This window comes from Novipirellula rosea, from assembly GCF_039541335.1.
In the GTDB taxonomy this organism is placed as follows: domain Bacteria; phylum Planctomycetota; class Planctomycetia; order Pirellulales; family Pirellulaceae; genus Novipirellula; species Novipirellula rosea.
On record NZ_BAABGA010000054.1, the window covers coordinates 231,641 to 250,313 of the forward strand.

Genomic DNA, 18,673 nt, shown 5'->3' on the forward strand with positions numbered 1-18,673 from the left:
GCCCCATAAAACAACGAGCCCCGTAAAACAACGATCTCCTGCAAAGCAACCAGTAACGTGTGCGGCTGGCGCTAACACGCTCGGTTGCGTTTCCACGGCTCGTCGTACATGCCACTCGCTCAATGAAAAAAGCTCGTGAACAGCGAACTGTTACACGAGCTTTTATGCTTAGAGCGATTAGCTGGCGGATCGTTGATCCGTGGCCATCTTAGCTAGCGGCCATTGCCATCTTAGCGGTCTGTGAAGTCCAAGAACCACCAACCGTCGTCCCACTCGAGGCTAACCTTACGCCATCCCAGTGGTACCTGTGGGTACGGGTAGAACGGGCCAATGTAAGGCCATGCCGATGGGCTGTACTGCTGTGGGTAAGTCAAAGCAGCATAGTTGGGGTAAGATGCGTAGCCTGGCCAAGCGTAGTTTGGCAGGTTGGGGGCATCATACCGAGGTGCTCCGCCGCCGGTGTAAGGGGCCATTGGCACAGGTTGTCCCATCACAGGAGCTCCATGCATGGCACCGTAGCCAACAGGTGCAGCTTGAACCGGTTGCTGTTGCGGGCTCATGCGGTAAGGAGCAGCCATGGCGGGGGCTGGTCCTTGGTTGGCCGCCATGCGAGCTTGCATCTGCGGTGCCGGTGCGGCTTGCAACGTAGGCGGTTTAGGCAGACGCGGCAGTGCGGTTTCAGCGACTTCGATCGCGTCATGCACACCCGCAACCCCTGGAGCCGATTCAGCGATACGAACAATCGCATCACGTTGACTTTCCGAAGCGGCACGTCCCTTCAAGTGAACGACCCCGCCACGGCTGGTGACATCGACGCCAAAGCCACGAAGTTTGCCCGATTTTTGGGCTTGTCCGAGAGCTCCGACGACTGCCGAAACGACTTGTTCGTCTTCGTTTGCAATCGGCGATGCGTTCAATTCCACAGCGGCAGTCGGGCGAACTTCGCCCGGCATGACCTCAAGAGCCTCGAAGCGAGGCAAGGCAGCTTGAACGATCGTTGAGTCGGCAGGCGATGCCGAATCTTGCTTCACTTCTTGTTTTTGAATCGCTGCGGCTTTCGCTGCCAAAGCTTGGCTGAACGAAAAGTTCGATTCGCGGGGTTGGTTGCGATTGGATTTCGCAACTGCTTTTGGAGTCGTGACCGTTTGGGCGGGCTCGACTGCTTCAATCGCAGGTGCGGGCGTTACAATCGCAACGCTTTTGACTGGTTTGACGACCATCGCGGTCGTCGGCTCTGCCTCAGGGGCGTGACCGTTGACAGTCACTTCGTCGACAATGTTGTTGATCCCTTCGATGCCTGAAGCGGTCTTCAGGACGAGATCTTTTTGAGCCGACTGGCTGACGTTGCCGCGAAACAGCACGACGCCATTGTCAACTTTCATGTCGAGCGTGAAGTCCTTCAACGCTCCCGAGTCGCGGTTGACTTTCAACCGTTGAATAATTTGCTGAGCGATTTCTCGGTCGCCGCCAAAGACCTGCATAGGTCCTAAAGCAGCGATCGCGGCAATCGCCAATCCGAAATACGTCCGTCGCATGGAAATGCCTCCCTACAGTGCTAAATCGCTCCGATGCGAATAACCAGCCGGAGGCCCAGTCGCCCGGTGCGACAAGGATTTAGGATGTCACCGTCGCTGGTAACTGATCCTCCGACCGATCTGATCAGACCGGTGTTGTTGGTTCTTTCGGCCATTTGCAGGCCAACTAGGTAGGTTTTTTCCAATTTTGTCGCCGATTACGGTTATTCGGTGCCACCAGTCCCGTGAAACTTGTGTTTTACGCAGTTTGACGGCGTGAAACCGACGTTCCACGGTTCGGGGGCCTCTGCAGAGCCAGCGATGGATGTGAACTGCTGCGGTAGATGACGCTGCGGTAGATGACATTGGGCGAGATGAAATCCGCTTTCTATCGCTTCGGTGGCCCGCGATTCTATCGCTTAGGTGGCCCGCGAAATCCACGCACCATCATCGTGATCGAGATCAGCGTGGCTGCCGCTGGCACGACCGCGAAGATTAGCCGTGGTTGAGCCGCCAACACCATTAGCGAGATCACTCCGATCACTGCGACCGCAGGCGGGAACCAACGTGCCGGACGACGCAGCGAAGGCCATGCCAGCCAGAGGGCCGCGAGCACTAGACCGATGCGTCCCATCGCTGCTGCCGCAAACTTGGCCGAACTCTCTCCACCCCACCACCAAGCCATCGCACTGCCCAGCAATAACGCGATCGCAAGGGCCAGCAACAGCGGGCGACGGAAATTCGGAGGAAGCGTTGCGGGCATGCCAAAATCAGCAAACAGAAAGGGAGATAGTCAGCCGTCACTTTAGTTGCTGTGCTCGTTGACGGTAACCTTGCTTTGACGAACCGATTGAGACACGAACCGATTGAGACACGGGGGGCGGAGTCGCTACAATGCCGCCAAAATGCCGCCAACGCGTTTTTGTGTTCGAAAGTTCGAAACGCCGATGCAATTCAAGAGAAAACAATGAAATACCTTTGCTTTAGCGATCTTCACTGTGACAAGTCGGCTGCGGAAAAACTGGTTGCGATGTCCGACGATGTGGACGTGGTGATCGGAGCCGGCGACTTTGCGAACCAGCATCGAGGAATCTCTGACACGTTGAACATCTTGGCAGCGATCCGCAAACCGTCGGTTCTTGTCCCCGGAAACGGTGAAACGGCTCAAGAGTTACAGCAAGCGGCAAAGCCGTGGGAAACCGCAACCGTCTTGCACGGTGATGGATGCGAGGTGGCGGGAGTCCCGTTTTGGGGTGTCGGAGGCGGAATCCCTGTGACGCCGTTCGGCGATTGGAGCTACGATTTTGACGAAGATCAAGCCGCAGAAATGCTGAAGGGGTGTCCCGAAGCAGGCGTTTTGGTTGTTCACTCGCCACCCATCGATAGCGTTGACCACGACACCGCCGGTCGCGTCCGCGGCAGCCAAGCGATTCGGGATATCGTCGAAGCCCGAAAGCCCAAGCTCGTTGTTTGCGGCCATATCCACAGCGATTGGGGAAAACAGGTGCAAATCGGACCTGCCTTGGTGCTGAATGCTGGCCCCGCTGGCGTGGTGATCGAAATCCCCTAGTCTGACGCTTTCCCTTGGCTATCGCCTTTGTTGGTCGATGTTGTCGGTCCACGGACGATCGCTCGTATGATCTTCTCCCTCAAGTAATCTCGTTCTCTGGCAATCTCGTCCTCAGGCAATCTCGTCATACGCAAGTTGCTGATCAAACCAGACACGAAAACGTCGGATTCTCAATCCGCGTGTGAACTGGATTTCAATGCGTCCTTGGATCGGCTGGCTCGGCACCGAATCGTTCTCCGGGGATGCATCGTCGCCTACTTGCTGGTTAGCAAAGGCCTCCGCGGGGATGGTGAACGAGACATCGGGGCTGATGTTTAGCCAGCTCACTTTCCACCAGACCACGACTCCATTGATTTCGATTTTCTGTCGAAACCACCAGCCGCTATACACAAGTCTCCCTGTAAACGGACGTTGATATCGGATCACTCGGTAGAGAAATCGACGGGTGATCAGGGTGGCATGGTCTCCGAACACGCCCTTTTCGGATGGTAGCTCGATCGGAGGCTCGAAGGGGTTCGTCACTAAATGGCTCGGTCGGCGTGATGGGACATTTGCAGCGAAACACATAAATAGGCAGGCCGCGTTTTCTGTGTTGGCGGCCCGATGGGGTGGTGTTCAGGTGTGCTGTGTGGTGTTTTTTTGTGCAGGTTCGTGAAGAAACGGTGAATTGGCGGTTCGCAACGCTGAAATTTCGATACGAGTGATAGCAAAGATGACGATTATAGGCTTGTTTACGGCATGGGGATGACTTACTATTGCAGCTATACAAGTTGCCCAAGCTTCCTCGATTGAAATACTTCTCTCGAGTCGGCTACGTCTCAATCACTACAAAAATACACATCAAGGCAGACCAAATGAGACTTTACGTAACGGCACTCGCACTGCTACTCGCATCGGTGGTTGCCGCGCCGCGCGTGCAGGCCGAAACCGAGGTCAACCATCTGACGATTAGCCAATGGGTAAGCCTCGCATCGTCAGATTCGTTGACAGGACGTGTCGTTGTACCGTCGGTCAACGGCGAAGCGAAAGCGATCGCGGATGCCAAGGTCACCTTGCTCTCGAGCGATGGAAAAGTATGGCGAGCAACCTCGGATCAGTCGGGTAAGTTCTCAGTCGCCAATATCAAGCCTGGCATTTACTCGGTGACTGCGAAGGCCAAAGACGTATTTGCATGTTGTGCGATGCATGTCTTGGATGCTCAGACTGCCACCGGTGCCAACTTCCCAAGCGAAGTAGAAATTGCGGCTGCGAACATCGACTACACCTTGGTCAAGAGTGCGGTGGTTCGCTACTTGCCCGCTCGGATCTCGGAAACTGCGGTTGTCCTGCCGACTGAAAAATTGAACGAAGTTTCGAAGCGAGTTTGTGGCGACCAATATCTTCGCGTCATGCAGAGTGAAGGTGGGATGAAAGGTGTTCTTCGTCTTGCGGGCGGAGAATTGCAAGCCGCAGATCTTACCAATGTGTTCATCGTGAACAACGGCGAGACCGTGGCACGTGCGGTTACCGACCGTGAAGGCAATTTCCAAATCGATGAACTGCCCGCAGGCGAATATTCGCTGCTCGCGGTCGGTTCGGCAGGCGTTGGTTTGGCCGGATTCGAATTGGTTGGCGAAGAACCCAAAAAGGAATCGGCTGCTGACGACAAAGAGAAGCTGATCAAAATCTTTGGTCGTCACAAGCACTGCTGCTCGTCCTTCGAAATGCAAGTCGCGCCGATGCCACAGATCATCCACTGCTGCGATGAAGTCATCGTTGATGGCGGACCGATTGTGGACGGTTGCGGTTGTGGCGTCCCCGGTGAAATCATTGGTGATGGCGGAATTGCTGTCGATGGCTTCGGCACACCTTTGGATAGCGGCTACGTACCCGGTGGCGGATACGGTGGCGGATACGGTGGTGGTTATGGCGGCGGCTACGGTGGTGGTGGCGGCGGCGGCGGATTTGGTGGTGGTGGCGGACTCGGCGGTATCGCCGGTCTCGCAGCTATCGGTGGTTTGATCGCGGTCTCGATTGACGATGATGACAACCCTGTGATCACCCCTCCTGAGCCAATCAGTCCGATCAAGTAACTGGCTCGCTGATCAATTCCGCTGGCATCAAGTCGGCGGGGTAACCTGAATCAATAACAACCACGGTTTCGGCCGTGGTTTTTTTATTGCCATCTCGGGCATCATGGGCTGGCATCAACCTCCCCCTCTCCTTCCTGCCGCGGCACCGCTGCTTTACATCGCCCCCGGTTTACATCGCCACCGGATTACGGACTCGTCGATTGTTGATATGATGTGAAGCCCCACCCTCATGTTGCCAAAGGCAAACCGTGGCGGTATGGATCCTACCTCAATCCTCTTGACTTCTTTAGCGAGATTTTTCATGTCTGCTGTGGATAAACCAATCAGCGAGCAAGTTGCGAAACAAGCAGCAGCGGCTCGTGACCAGCTGAACGAGCACACGCTGAAAACCGTTCATTGGCACTTTAGCGACGACACCGGCAGTCCCTTCTGGCTCGAGAAGAAACGAGAGTTGAAATTCGATCCGCTGAAAGACGTGAAGTCGTTTGACGATCTGAAAAAGTTTCCGCTCTTTGAAGATGAGTGGCTTCGCGGCGGACCGATCCGCCGCTGGGTTCCCAAGGGCCACGCGGGGAAACCGGTCTACGTTTTTGAAACCGGAGGTACGACGGGGGTTCCCAAGAGCCGAATGGTGATCGAGGACCACTGGAAAGATTACGAGTTGTTCAGCAACACGCTGCCTGAAAAGTACTTTCCCAAGGGAGCGAATTGGTTGATGCTGGGCCCTAGCGGGCCTCGTCGTCTGCGTTTGGCGGTCGAGCATCTAGCGCAGCACCGCGATGGGATTTGTTTCTGTATCGACCTGGATCCTCGCTGGGTCGTCAAGTTGATCAAAAAGGGGTGGATGGAACATCTCGAAGAATACAAGAAGCATTGTATTGATCAGGCGATAACGATTTTGACCGCCGGTCACGACGTGAAGTGCATGTTTGGAACACCCAAGTTGATCGAGTCGCTCGGCGAAGCACTCGAAGAGCGAGGCACCAGTTTGCAAGAAGTCGGCATCACGGGGATTTTTTCTGGGGGCACCGAATTCACGCCACAGTGGACTCGTTTCTGTGTCGAAGAGTTACTTGGTGGTCCACCGGAGGAAAGCGGCGTCTACATGACACCCACCTATGGCAACACGTTGATGGGGTTGGCATGTAGCAAACCGATCACGGCGGCCGACGGATACAAAATTTCATATTACGCCCCCCAGCCTCGCGCGGCCACCGAAGTGGTTAGCTTTGATGACTACAACCAAGTGGTGGGGATTGGCGAGACCGGCCGTGTGAAGCTTTATACGTTGACCGATGAATTCTTTGTGCCGGGGTTCATGGAACGTGACGAGGGAGAGCGTGAAGCTCCGTTCGACTTGTATCCATGGGATGGTGTCAGCGGGGTGCGTCCATTCCACGAACTCGCCAGTGCCACCACCGTAGGCGTTTACTAAATCGCAGTCGGCGGATGACGCTACTGTAGCGGCATTTACCCAAGGTCTGCAGGCCTTGGGGTGATGCTTCGCTTAAACACAACGACCCGAGAACCATCGAAACCCAAAGAAGCTCAAGTTCATGATCACGCTTAGTCCACTACGTTGGGGGAAACCCTACGAGTCACTCGATTTCAAAGACGTTGTCCACTTCGATACCGGGGCGCCGATTGCTCGCGTCGGTACGGTCGGGGGTGGGATCGTCGGTCGCGATATGCGAAAGTCTCATCTGGCTCGCGAAGCCCTGCTGCAGTTCTCAACCGACGATTTGATCGAGCGTTGCAAGAAGGCAGCAGAGTTGTTTGAGAAAAGTGACCTGAGTGTCGGCGATTCAACGCAAAGTGTCGATGATTTCGTGCATCAGCAATCGGCCAGTACGGGATTGCCCGAGCACATGTGCCGATCGAACATGGCGAAGAACAGTTTTGTGCTTGCCCACATGGGCGAGATTCTCGATTGTCTGACTCGCGGACTCGATCTTTCCATCCTCTCGCGTGGCTACGGCGAAGAGGGTCGCGGAGTGATTGTCAGCTATCAGGTGCAAACTCCGGTACTCGGTGCCGTGTTGCCCAATAACTCGCCGGGCGTTCATACGTTGTGGTTGCCTGCGGTGCCTCTGCAAATCGGTTTGGCGCTCAAACCAGGTTCGCAAGAACCGTGGACGCCGTACCGAATGATCTCGGCATTTATCGCAGCAGGTATTCCTGCGGAAGCGTTTTCGCTGTACCCCGGCGATCATGATGTCGGCGGCGCCATCATGACCAAGACATCACGCAGTATGATTTTTGGCAGTGCGCAAACGCTGGCTCAACACGCTGGTAACCCTCGAGTGCAAGCTCATGGTCCTGGGTTCTCCAAGATCCTGCTAGGCGACGATGTCGTGGATGACTGGGAAGATTACTTGGACCTGATGGTCGAAAGCGTGCTGAGCAATTCGGGACGCAGCTGTATCAATTGCTCGGGCATTTGGGCGAGCCGGCACACTCGCGAAATTGGCGAAGCGATTGCCAAGCGAATCGGCCCCGTCGATGTGTTGCCACCGGCGGACGATTCCGCACAACTCGCTGCGTTCACCGTGCCGGCGATGGCAACCGGCACCTACGCGATGGTACAGCAAGACTTGGCCGAATCGGGCGTCACCGACTTGACCGCCGAATATGGCGAAAAGTTGATCGAACGAGATCATTGTGCGTACCTCCGCCCGATGGTCGTTCTAGCCGATTCACCCGACCGTCAAGTCGCAGCCAAAGAGTACATGTTCCCCTTCGTCTCGGTGGTCCAGTGCCCACAAGCAGAGATGCTTAATCGGATCGGCCCCACCTTGATCGGCACGGTCATAACGCGTGATGGCGACTTGATCAAAGCCGCGGGCAATAGCACCGATATCGATCGATTGAATATCGGAGCGATTCCCACAAATCGATTGAATTGGCTGCAACCGCACGAAGGGAATCTCATCGATTTTCTCTTTCGCTCGCGAGCCTACCAAATTGCCGAGTAGTTTCGAGCCGGCTCCTGTTGCCGACATAATTACTACGTTTTTGCGTCAGGCTGAGCTATAGTCGAGAGATAAGGATCTCTCATTTTGGCAAGCGAAACTGACATCACCGGCACAACCCCTTCGATCGCCAGTGCACCTCCCGTGCACTGGCCGATGGAGGCTGCGTGCGCGGCGCCGCCGATTGAAACCGAGCCGCCGCAGCAGCCGGATGATTCGTTACAGTCGGTAACATCCGCAGCGGATTCGAAAAAACGTCTAACTCATGATCCGCGAGTCATTCCGGGGCTGATCAGCACGATCTTGCATACGCTGCTGTTGATCCTCTTTGCGCTGTTGACGTTGCCTGTGGCCGTTCGTGAAACGTTCTCGATTCGTGCCCGGCAAGGCGAAGCGGCGCCGGTGGTGCGGCTTGAAGCATTGCCGAAGCAGGACGACAGCAAAACAACCGAAGCGTCGCTCGCCGAGCGTCCTACCTCGGTCGCGATCGCGTTTGCGGAACCGAGTGAGATCGCGTCGCCGCTGAGTCGCGTGACGAATTCGACGCCGCTGCCTCAAGAAACCGTGGTGCAGTTAAGTGTCCCGCATGCTCGTGACGCTGCCGCGTGGTTGAGCCGCGTACCCAGCGGAGGCGGTTTGTCGGGACGCACCCCCGAGGGCCGCAAGCAGTTAGGCCAGCGTTTCGGGGCGACTGCGGAAAGTGAACAAGCGGTCGAAAACGCACTTCAGTGGCTCGCCAATCATCAGCGTCCCAACGGATCTTGGTCGTTCAATCTTGAACTGGATCCCTGTAACGGACGCTGCCGTCATAGCAAGAAAACATCCGATACCGCGACTCCATCGACGGGAGCGACCGGTCTAGCGCTACTCGCTTTTTTAGGAGCCGGCTACACTCACCACAGCGGCAAGTATGAAGATGTGGTCCGTGACGGATTGTATTATTTGCGGTCTGCTGCTGCAGAGGCTGACGCAGGAGTCGATTGGCAGCAAGGCAGCATGTACGGACATGGCATCGCCCTGATGGCGGTCGCCGAGGCGCTCTACATGTCACGGAACCCCGCGAACGAGCAAGGGGATACCGATCTCCGCGAATTGGTTTCGCAGGCAATGACATTCACAACGTATGCCCAGCATCGCAATGGTTCCTGGGGATACTTGCCAGGCACGCCTGGTGACACCACGCTCACCGGATGGCAAGTCTTGTCACTGGTGGCAACGCGGCGAAACAAGATTCCGCTGCACTACCACACGCTTCCCAGTGCTCGCGACTATGTTTTGTCAACGTCGCCCGATGGCCACTACGCCTTTGCCTACAAACCGGGGATGAAACCCGATGCGACGAACACCGCGATAGGTTTGACGTTATTGATGTATTTGGGGAAAACGCCCAGCGAAACGGCGATGCAGCAGGCGTTGACAGCGATGGCCAAGCGAGGGCCAAAATTGACCAACGTTTATCATGACTACTACGGCACGTTGGCGCTGCACCATTCACGTCATCCCGGTTGGGACCGCTGGAACACCCGCGTTCGTGACCATTTGGTACGAACCCAAGCCACCGCAGGACACGAAGCCGGCAGTTGGCACTTCACCGATGAGTTCGGTGATATCGGTGGCCGGCTCTACACGACGGCGATGGCGACGATGATTCTAGAAGTCTACTACCGCTACCTGCCGCTGTACGACGCGATCGAAGCGTTTCCGCTGTGAACAACATTTGGTCTGGTTTTTTTCGGTGAGGGTGTGCTTCGATTCCCCTTGCTCCCGAGCCATCGTTTATACTGGTGTGAAGGAGTTGGGCTGGTTCATTAGGGCCGAGTCCACGCACTCCCATCTCAACTCAATCGGATTGGGACGGACAAAGCGATGGCGATTTATAAAAACATTCGAACGAGTGCCTCTGAAGGGGTTCCTGTTGTTTTTCTAACGTCAAGCAAATTCATTGATCGCGAACTCATACAACAAACTCAACAAGAGTTAATTGCGTTTATCCAATCCACCAAGCCGGCGAGATTGGTGATAAATTTTAAGGACGTCGAAGCAATCTCATCTGAATTTATTACCACCATGCTGCGGTGCAGCGACTATGTACAAAGCGAAAATGGCGAGTTGCGACTTTGTAATATGACGCCGATGGTGCGAATGGCGTTTCAGGTAACCAACTTGGATGGAACACTGCTGCACATCATGGACTCGACGCCCAAAGCAATCTTGTCGTTTAAGAAAAAAAAGTAATCGAAATGGCTCGCAGCGGTCATGCAGAACCTCTGCAAACTCGATGATTACCCTTCCCCGAAGGACCGTTCATGGCTGACCAGCACCGTATTCTTGTTGTCGACGATAGCGCGACTCAGCTGATTCAAATTCGTATGCTCTTGGAAACTTCTGGCTATGAGGTCAGCGTTGCCAATGACGGAGTGCAAGCGTTAGCGAAGGTCAAAGAACGCTTGCCCGATCTCGTGGTTACCGACTTGCAAATGCCTAACATGGACGGGTTGGAACTCGTCCGCGAGATCACGATGCAGCAATTGCCGGTGCCTGTGATTTTGACCACCGCCGCAGGTAGCGAGTTGATTGCGGCACAGGCGCTTCACGCCGGAGCGGCGAGCTACGTTCCGAAAAGTGCGCTGGCAACCATCTTGCTGCCGACCGTGCGGCGGACACTGGAATTGCAGAAAGCGGCTCAAACCAACCAACTGCTCGCGAGTTGCCTTGACCGCACCGAGATGTCCTGGGCTCTAACCAATGATCAGTCGCTGGTTCCCGATTTGATCGGTCGTGTTGAGTCGATTCTGAACGAGTTGGCGGACTACGATCCGGGACAACACATGCAGATTGCGATGGCGTTGGACGAAGCGATCGTCAACGCCATGATCCATGGGAATCTCGAGATCGACTCGGAGTTGCGGCGGATGGAGGACGGTCAACCCTATCTCGATATGATTGACGCACGCATGAACGAATCACCCTATGGCGATCGCCGCGTCTATTTTCGTTTGGTGGCCGATCGCGAAGGGGTGATGTTTACGATTCGTGATGAGGGACCCGGGTTCTGTTTGGATGATGTTCCCGATCCGACCGACCCCAGCAATCTCGACAAAGAAGGAGGGCGTGGGCTGCTGTTAATTAACACCTTCATGGACGAAGTGAAACATAACGAAAAAGGGAACGAGATCACGATGATCAAACGTTGTGTTTCGGATCTGCAGGAATCGCCCGTGGCTGAGGAGTCATCGGTGTGAAGGATACCCCGTCGCGATTTATCTTGATGGTGGAAGACAGTCTCGACGATATCGAAGCGGTCCGCCGCTGGTTAGCAAAGAGCGAATCGTCTTACGAATTGCAAGTTACGGAAACACTCGCCGCAGCGATCGAGGCAGTCGCAGGGCGTTTTCCAGACCTGATTTTGCTCGATTTGAATCTGCCCGATTCGCATGGGCTTGAGAGTTTGAATCAAATTCAAGCCGTGGCAAACGATGTGCCTATCGTCGTCTTTAGTGGTCACGCAGATCGCTCGATGGCAATTCTTGCCGTTCGCAGCGGTGCCGAAGACTATGTGCTGAAGGACGAAGTCGCCAGTCCCGAGCATCTGACACGGCCGATCGATTTAGCGATCGAACGTTGTCGACGACGATTGGCGGAAAAGTCCCTGCTCGGTTTTCACAACCAATTGGCACTCGCGCATCGCATCCAGCAAATGTTGCTGCCCGAACCGTCCGAATGCTTCTCCGGTGTCCAGTGGTGTGGTCGTTGTGAACCGGCGGAACAGGCCGGAGGTGACTTTTATGATTTGATGGAGTTGCCCGATGGACGTCTGGCTTTTGTGATCGCGGACGTTAGCGGTCATGGCTTGGTCCCAGCGATGGTGATGATGGAAACTCGCGCGATCTTACGCGCGATGGCGATAATGTGCGACGATCCGGGGACGATCCTTAGTAACGCAAACAAGATACTCTGTCGCGACGTGCAATTGCGTTATTTCGTTACAATGTTCCTCGGTTTTCTTTGCCCCCAACGAAAAACGATTCGCTATGCGAGTGCGGGACATCCCGCCTACGTGATCAGCCCCAATGAACCGGTTTGTATTCTGTCTTCGAAAGAGCCGCCGCTGGGGATCGTTGACACGCTGAACTACGTCACTCATCAAGTCCCCAGCGGGTTTCCGGAGTCGACATTGCTAATGTTCACCGATGGGATCCTTGATTCGGTTTCGCCCGATGCCAGCTATCAATCTTTTGACCATGTCGTCGACAAAGCGGTGAGCTGCAACCAAGGGACGCTACGCGACGTGATCGATTCGCTGTTTGAAAATATCCACAATATCGGTGTCGATCGAGATGATTGCACCGCATTGCTGCTGAGAGCGGCAGTCGACGACAGATCAGCGGATGCTTGATCCACGCCATTGCAGGTGACTAACGGGAAAGCCTCGGATTTCTCGAGAAGCGTCCGCACGCGAGGTGTCGGAAAAATCGCTACGACCGTCAAACATTGGCACCCCCGAGCGATCATTTCCTGCTCCGCGAATTGGCAACTCGACCTCGTTCGCCGTTGCAACCCAAGATTGAATCGACTGGTTGTTTGACGTCATTCCCAGTCCTTCATCCTGGAAATTGTTACGCACGAATGCCTGAGTCGACCAAACCCATTCTGAAGCCGCATCAACGTATCGTCGAACTCGATGCGCTTCGTGCGTTGGCGGCGATCAATTTGCTGCTGTTTCATCTCTCGTACGTCTACGCGGTCAAATACGGTTTCGTCTCACCGCTGGGGTGGAGTTGGCCGTTTGGCAAATATGGCGTCGAGATGTTTTTTATCCTGAGCGGATTCGTCAACAGCATGTCATTGATGCGGCGGGGAAAGCCGGTCGATTTCGTTGCCGCGCGGATGATCCGCATCGTCCCTTTCTTTTTGATCGTGATCGTCGCGAATCTGTGGATCACGCGTCAGATGCCGTTGGCGGGCGAACCACTCGGTGCCGAACAGTTTCTAGCGAACTTGACGCTGCTTCCGCGTGTGCTCGGCTACGAATGTGTCGATCCGGTGATGTGGACGCTGCAAGTCGAGATGATGTTCTACATCACATTAGTGGTGTTGTTTAAGATCGGCGCGTTGCGTCGCTATTTCATTGGTTGGGGAACGCTGTGTGCCTTGTCACTTGTTGCTTGTCCGCTGTTGGATGCCTACGCAGTCGAGTACGACGGGACACGCTGGTTTTCGCTGCTTTCGAGCCTGCGTCTTTTGATGCTGCTTGATTTCGTACCGCTGTTCGCCATCGGTTTCTTGCTCTATATGATCAAAACCGGAACAGGCAAAAAGTGGCAGAACATGCTAGGAATTTTGCTTGCGTGTGGTGTGTTCCACAGCATTGATCACGGTAAACATAACCCTGTCGCCACTGTGTTGATCGTCGGTTTGGTGACGCTATGTGCCTACGGAAAGATGCCGCTGCTGCGGATTCGACCGTTGATTTATGTCAGCACGATTTCATACGCACTGTATCTTTGTCACAATAACCTCGGCTGTATTTTGATGTATCGATTGAATCATTCGGGGATTCCGTCGAACATCAGTTTCTTGATGGCGGTAGCGTTTTCCTTTTCGCTTGCGATCATTGTCACCCATCGCATCGAGCAGCCAATCACCAATGGGCTTCGCCGACTCTGGACGCGATACCGCACTAAGAGTGAACCGGAGACGGTTCCTGCGACCATCAGCTAGTCGCGAAATAAGAAACGAAATTGCGAACGCTGCATTTTCGTGATGTGACCAACGACTTTTAGCGAGACGCTTGCTCGAACTGCGTAAACTGAAGATCGCGATCGGCCCAACCATATTCGCCCAATACGCTCTTTCCAGGAATGTCCCACACCGAGTCGACGTGGGATGCCAGTCGGTCGTCGACCCACGGCAACGCATTTCGCACTGTTTCGTGAGGCACTTCCACAAACGCAATCTGGCCGTGCGGCCGACGCGTTACCAAACCCACACCTGGGTGTTTGGATGAAAATCCGAACGAGTTAATCGTCGATCCCGAAAGCTCGTAACGCCAAACAGCAACGCCTCGATAGACGCTCAGCAATACCCCGGTCGACGACAAAACCAAATCGGTGTCGATCCAGATCGGAGCTCCCTTGCCAAGGCTTCGTCGTGACTTTGCTTCGCCTCGCAATGAGGCCGATGACAACTCCCAGACGCGGAGCCGCGACGTGGTGGCGATCGCCAAGGAATCGCCTCGCGGTGAGAAACTGACGTAGGCTCGATGACCAGGTTCGATCGGAATCGTTCCCAATGCGGTGCCATTTTGGGTATCGTAAAGTGCAACCGATCCTGGACGCGGTACAGCGATATAGCGTCGACCGGCCGAGATCGCAGGTTCGCATGCCGAGGGGTTGCTGCATACGCGGTGGACACATTCACCCGAGAACAGGTTCCAGACAGCGATTTCTGAATCGATCGCGGCGACCACGTGCTCGTCGTCGACCCATCGCGCCCAATGCACTTGCTTGGCCTGTGTAGCGACGTTTGTTTGGGGCGACGAGATCATTGGCAGCGATCGGAAATACTTGACACTTAGCGAGTCTTCTTCCCAACCCCTGGCAATGGCCAACTGACCTCCATGCCCCATCACGCGATGTCCGTACAGCACCAAGGTGCGGCCGCTCGGTTGGTGATGGTCCAGAATCGTCACAGGCACCTTGGATTGCAGGATCGTCGTTGCCTTGCCCGTCGCAGGCTCGTAGCAAACGATCCGGTTCGATGTTGATGATTGGGTCGAGTTCAATCCAGAGGTAATCGATGTCGCTAGAAACGTTTGCTCGGGGGTGGCGATGATTAGCGGCCGCGACACAGAGTCATAGGACTCGATGTCCCCAATGGTTTGTTTTCCGAATGCGAGATCGTAGGAAAAGGGCTGAGGATCGGGCAAACAAATCGATGGCAGTGTGGACTTCACCGCCGGCAGCGAGCCGCTAACCGCTTGCAGTGCGGCTCCGTCGTCCAACAAGCTCGTCGCAGGCGGTAGATCCAACAGCGGTTGAGGCGAAAGTTTCGGGAGGACTGGGGGCGTCCAACGCAAATGGTTTTCAGAGAAACTCGAACGGTCGCTCCAGCTTGAAACGTAGTCCTGGTCGGCCTGGCTCAATTGCGAGACAGCGATTTTAACCTTCGATCCGTCGGGACGTCTCAAAAACGCCACTTCATCGGCGATCTTCATCAGACTCGCTTCGATCGCATGCAGGCCGGATTGATCGACCCAGATACGAACCGGTTCTCGTGCGTCACTGTGCGTGCTCGTGGCAACCACGAACGAGCTGAGAATGATTGGGATCCAAACAAAAAGTCGCAGCGTCATGGGACGCTGCGGCGAACTAGCGGAGCATCGTTCCGGAGTTGTTTGGCTCATTGGGATCGTTCTTCTCGAGTTCGGCGATCCAGACATCGGGATCGTTTCCAAGATCTTTACCGGTCGCTCCCCGCAGCGATTCGATAGTCAGGTCCCGTGTTGCGGGATTGCGATCGGACAAGGCAAGTCGCAACGAATTCACCGAGATCGCATTTTTGTGTTTCGCAAGCGATTGGATCGCGGCGTTGCGAACGTCCTGGTTGGACTCTTTGCCAACCATCGACGCCAACAATCGCGACGAGGGTTCATTGTCGATCCGGCTCAGTGCACGACATGCTTCCATCCGCACTTTAACGCTATCGTCGTCCAAGCCCTTTTCGATCAAAGCCAAGTTGCGATCCGATTTGATTTTGCCGCTTGCTAGCACGGCCAAACGGCGCATCTCGGCACTATCGTCATTTTCAAGGATTTGTTGAAGATGGCTGGCCCAATACTCTTGCCGGTCGCTGGGGTAAAACTCGATCGAATCGGCGAGTTTGGCAAGTTGTTGGCGACGCTCGTGGTCGGTAACGCCATAAACTTCGTCTTCACGCCATTCTTTCATGACGAAATAGGGATTGACCGCTTTGAGCGCGTACAAAGGCCCGTCTTGGCAACCGCCCAGGCAGCAAAGCATCGACGCTATCAAAAACGATATGCCACTGGAAAACGTGATGCGTTTTCTGCAGATCGTCATGCAAATTCTCGAAGAGTGAAAGGCAAACGGATTCCGGATCCGATGGGATTAAAGCTGCATCTTGACCGTTTAACACAGCAACCCCGTCTAGACCAACCCCAGTTCTTTCGTGTTAAGGTAGATGCAGTAGCGGTGAATCCGACGGGAAAACGCGGTGAAGATCGCGGCGAAAACGGAAAGACCGCGACCAAGCCCGGCGGCGAATCTGCCGCGAATGTGCTTCTTGGCCCGATTTGTTAGCCTGCTTTGCACGTTCTGATCCTTACGAACCAACGCGAATACGACTCCTTATCTATGCTCGACTGCTCAACCCTCAAAGTTAACCTCAAGCGGATCAAATCGGATATTTTGACATTGGCCGAAATTGGCCAAAACCACGAAGATCGTGGGATTTACCGGATGGCCTTTACCGATGCCGATATGGAGGGCAAACGATGGTTGTCCGACCGAATCGAAGACGCAGGGCTCGCTCTGAGCACCGATGGCGCCGTCAATATCTCGGGAACGCTCAATGGATCGACCGATCAGCCCCGCATTTTGGTGGGGTCGCACATCGATACCGTTCCCTGTGCCGGGGCGCTTGATGGAACCCTTGGCGTCGTCGTCGGCTTGGAATGTCTGCGCCGGATGCACGAAGAGAAGGTCGTGCCCCAGCGTACCCTCGAATTGATTGCATTTAGTGACGAAGAGGGGCGTTTCGGAGGCATGTTTGGTTCACAATCGGTCGCCGGAAAGATCAATCCCGAGCGATTGGCGACGATGAGTGATCTTGATGGCGTGCTGTTGGGCGATGAAATGCGACGCCATGGCTACGATCCGCTCGCGGCGCTGGACGCGGCTCGCGACCCCGAAACGATCGCCAACTATCTAGAACTGCATATTGAACAGGGCCCCGTTTTGGATCGTTCGCACAAACCGATTGGCATTGTCGACGAGATCACGGGGCTGTTCACTTGGTCGGTCTGGCTGCGTGGGGAAGCGAACCATGCGGGAACCACGCCGATGGACATGCGAAACGACGCCTTCATGGGGCTTGCTGATTTTGCTCACGAAGTCCCTCGCATCTTAGAAGAAAACGGCAGCGACCGCAGCCGTGCCACCATTGGGAAAGCCCAAATTTTGCCCGGAGCCGCCAACACGGTTCCAGGATTGGTCGAGTTTTCCCTCGATGTTCGAGACACATCCGAAGTGGTTTTGGAAGAGCTTTCCAGCGCATTTCGCAAAGCGCTTTCGGCGATTGCCCGCCGACGAAATCTGATGTTTGAATTTGAACAAAAAAGCTACCTGTCGCCCGTCGCTTGCAGCGCCGAAGTCGTCCAGCAATTGCAAAAACAGTCCGAGCAACTCGGGCTCGACTATCACACCATGCCCAGCGGTGCGGCGCACGACGCCCAAATCATGGGCAGCATCGTGCCCATCGGAATGGTTTTTGTCCCCAGCAAAAATGGACAAAGCCATTCGCCTGCGGAATGGACCGCATGGTCCGACATCGAAGCTGGTGCCAACGTGATGCTGCAAACGCTTGCGAAGTTATCGCAACGTTGATTCCTTTCGCAAAAAAAAACTTACCGAATTCCTCTACTTACAATCATTCATGAACGATTTTAATCCCACCGCATCCGACGCTCACGAACACATCGACCCTCTGAAAGAGGTGTACCACGAATCGTTTATCGATAATCCGGCGCATCGTGAATTTATGGTGGATCATAACACGGCGCTGCTGTGTATCGATCTTCAATACCTCGACGCCGCACCCGGGCACGGGGTTTTTCGCGATGCTGCCAACAGCGGTGTTTCGCCCGAAGCTCAAGAGTACTACTTCAGCCGACTCGATTCGATGGTCTTGCCGAATGTCCGCAAGTTGCAAGATTCATTTCGCAGTCATGATTTGGAGGTGATCCACACGCGAATTCAATCGTTGACTCAAGACGGACGTGACCGCGGCAAAGGACACAAGCGACTGAATTTGTTGGCGGCACCGGGATCGCGTGACGCCGATTTCCTCGAAGTCGTCGCGCCGTTGCCGGAGCGAGATGAAATCGTGATCAACAAGACCGCCAGCGGCGTTTTTTCGTCGACGAACGTGCATTACGTATTGAAAAACTTGGGGGTCGAGTCGCTGTTTATTGTCGGGGTTTACACAAACGAATGTGTCGAAACAACCGTTCGCGATGCTTGTGATTTAGGCTACCTTGTCACCGTGGTCGAAGATTGTTGCGCAACGGTGACTCCTGAGCTGCACGAAGCATCGCTGGCAACTCTTCGTGATCGCTATGCACGCGTGATGACGCTAGCCGAAGCGACGTCGACCATCCGCCGTTTGATTCCGTCGTAGGCACCCGGCTGCTTCGGTGTTCTCGGTCTTCGAGACGGCGCAAACACGTGATCGCGACAATGCTGGTGGAATCGAGTATCTTGGGGGTCTAGCTGTCGACCTGTTTGTTTTCCGAGAAGAATCCCC

General features: G+C 54.9%; 17 protein-coding genes. 11 read left to right on the plus strand and 6 right to left on the minus strand.

Annotation, left to right across the window (positions count from 1 at the left end; all coding sequences use genetic code 11):
* Positions 1 to 230 precede the first annotated feature (230 nt).
* A complete protein-coding gene (locus ABD971_RS21925; RefSeq protein WP_345325569.1) occupies positions 231 to 1,535 on the minus strand; it encodes a BON domain-containing protein in 1,305 nt (434 codons plus the stop codon).
* 391 nt (positions 1,536 to 1,926) lie between these two features.
* Positions 1,927 to 2,277, minus strand: a complete 351-nt coding sequence (locus ABD971_RS21930; protein ID WP_345325571.1) for a hypothetical protein — start codon at positions 2,275 to 2,277, stop codon at positions 1,927 to 1,929.
* A 204-nt stretch (positions 2,278 to 2,481) separates the two neighbouring features.
* On the opposite strand from ABD971_RS21930, the gene ABD971_RS21935 reads away from it, so the two are divergent.
* Positions 2,482 to 3,084 carry a metallophosphoesterase family protein gene (locus ABD971_RS21935; RefSeq protein WP_339937770.1) on the plus strand — a complete coding sequence of 201 codons (603 nt, stop codon included), beginning with the start codon at positions 2,482 to 2,484 and terminating at the stop codon, positions 3,082 to 3,084.
* A gap of 111 nt (positions 3,085 to 3,195) precedes the next feature.
* On the opposite strand, the gene ABD971_RS21940 is transcribed toward ABD971_RS21935, so the two are convergent.
* Positions 3,196 to 3,606 carry a hypothetical protein gene (locus tag ABD971_RS21940; protein WP_339937768.1) on the minus strand — a complete coding sequence of 137 codons (411 nt, stop codon included), beginning with the start codon at positions 3,604 to 3,606 and terminating at the stop codon, positions 3,196 to 3,198.
* Positions 3,607 to 3,938: 332 nt separating this feature from the next.
* Between ABD971_RS21940 and ABD971_RS21945 the strand changes: the two genes are divergently transcribed.
* A complete protein-coding gene (locus tag ABD971_RS21945) occupies positions 3,939 to 5,156 on the plus strand; it encodes a carboxypeptidase regulatory-like domain-containing protein (protein ID WP_345325574.1) in 1,218 nt (405 codons plus the stop codon).
* On the opposite strand, the gene ABD971_RS21950 is transcribed toward ABD971_RS21945, so the two are convergent.
* The gene (locus tag ABD971_RS21950) at positions 5,149 to 5,271 is read right to left on the minus strand and encodes a hypothetical protein (protein WP_345325576.1); all 123 of its coding nucleotides are present in this window, start codon (positions 5,269 to 5,271) and stop codon (positions 5,149 to 5,151) included. The genes ABD971_RS21945 and ABD971_RS21950 overlap by 8 nt on opposite strands.
* 186 nt (positions 5,272 to 5,457) lie before the next feature.
* Here ABD971_RS21950 and ABD971_RS21955 point away from each other — a divergent pair, with 186 nt between their 5' ends.
* The 7 genes from ABD971_RS21955 (at position 5,458) to ABD971_RS21985 (ending at position 13,849) form a co-directional block, all read left to right on the plus strand.
* Complete coding sequence (locus tag ABD971_RS21955; protein ID WP_345325578.1) at positions 5,458 to 6,591, plus strand: hypothetical protein; 1,134 nt, start codon at positions 5,458 to 5,460, stop codon at positions 6,589 to 6,591.
* A 121-nt stretch (positions 6,592 to 6,712) separates the two neighbouring features.
* Positions 6,713 to 8,131, plus strand: a complete 1,419-nt coding sequence (locus ABD971_RS21960) for an aldehyde dehydrogenase family protein (protein ID WP_345325580.1) — start codon at positions 6,713 to 6,715, stop codon at positions 8,129 to 8,131.
* Between the two features lie 84 nt (positions 8,132 to 8,215).
* Positions 8,216 to 9,838: a prenyltransferase/squalene oxidase repeat-containing protein gene (locus ABD971_RS21965; protein ID WP_345325582.1), complete on the plus strand. Its 1,623-nt coding sequence runs from the start codon at positions 8,216 to 8,218 to the stop codon at positions 9,836 to 9,838.
* 156 nt (positions 9,839 to 9,994) lie between these two features.
* On the plus strand, positions 9,995 to 10,363 hold the full coding sequence (locus ABD971_RS21970) for an STAS domain-containing protein (protein WP_339937756.1): 369 nt from the start codon (positions 9,995 to 9,997) through the stop codon (positions 10,361 to 10,363).
* 71 nt (positions 10,364 to 10,434) lie between these two features.
* Complete coding sequence (locus ABD971_RS21975; RefSeq protein ID WP_339937755.1) at positions 10,435 to 11,370, plus strand: response regulator; 936 nt, start codon at positions 10,435 to 10,437, stop codon at positions 11,368 to 11,370.
* On the plus strand, positions 11,367 to 12,524 hold the full coding sequence (locus ABD971_RS21980; RefSeq protein ID WP_345325585.1) for a PP2C family protein-serine/threonine phosphatase: 1,158 nt from the start codon (positions 11,367 to 11,369) through the stop codon (positions 12,522 to 12,524). The genes ABD971_RS21975 and ABD971_RS21980 overlap by 4 nt, the downstream gene beginning before the upstream one ends.
* A 230-nt stretch (positions 12,525 to 12,754) precedes the next feature.
* Positions 12,755 to 13,849 carry an acyltransferase family protein gene (locus ABD971_RS21985; protein ID WP_345325587.1) on the plus strand — a complete coding sequence of 365 codons (1,095 nt, stop codon included), beginning with the start codon at positions 12,755 to 12,757 and terminating at the stop codon, positions 13,847 to 13,849.
* Positions 13,850 to 13,907: 58 nt separating this feature from the next.
* Here ABD971_RS21985 and ABD971_RS21990 read toward each other — a convergent pair whose 3' ends face one another.
* Complete coding sequence (locus tag ABD971_RS21990) at positions 13,908 to 15,533, minus strand: SHD1 domain-containing protein (RefSeq protein WP_345325589.1); 1,626 nt, start codon at positions 15,531 to 15,533, stop codon at positions 13,908 to 13,910.
* Complete coding sequence (locus ABD971_RS21995) at positions 15,499 to 16,209, minus strand: HEAT repeat domain-containing protein (protein ID WP_339937747.1); 711 nt, start codon at positions 16,207 to 16,209, stop codon at positions 15,499 to 15,501. The genes ABD971_RS21990 and ABD971_RS21995 overlap by 35 nt, the downstream gene beginning before the upstream one ends.
* Positions 16,210 to 16,503: 294 nt before the next feature.
* On the opposite strand from ABD971_RS21995, the gene ABD971_RS22000 reads away from it, so the two are divergent.
* Both ABD971_RS22000 and ABD971_RS22005 read left to right on the plus strand, forming a co-directional pair.
* Positions 16,504 to 17,754, plus strand: coding sequence for a Zn-dependent hydrolase (locus tag ABD971_RS22000; protein WP_345325592.1), 1,251 nt, complete (start codon positions 16,504 to 16,506; stop codon positions 17,752 to 17,754).
* A gap of 49 nt (positions 17,755 to 17,803) precedes the next feature.
* Entirely contained in the window at positions 17,804 to 18,547 is a 744-nt protein-coding gene (locus ABD971_RS22005) for a cysteine hydrolase family protein (RefSeq protein ID WP_339937743.1), read from the plus strand.
* Positions 18,548 to 18,673 lie beyond the last annotated feature (126 nt).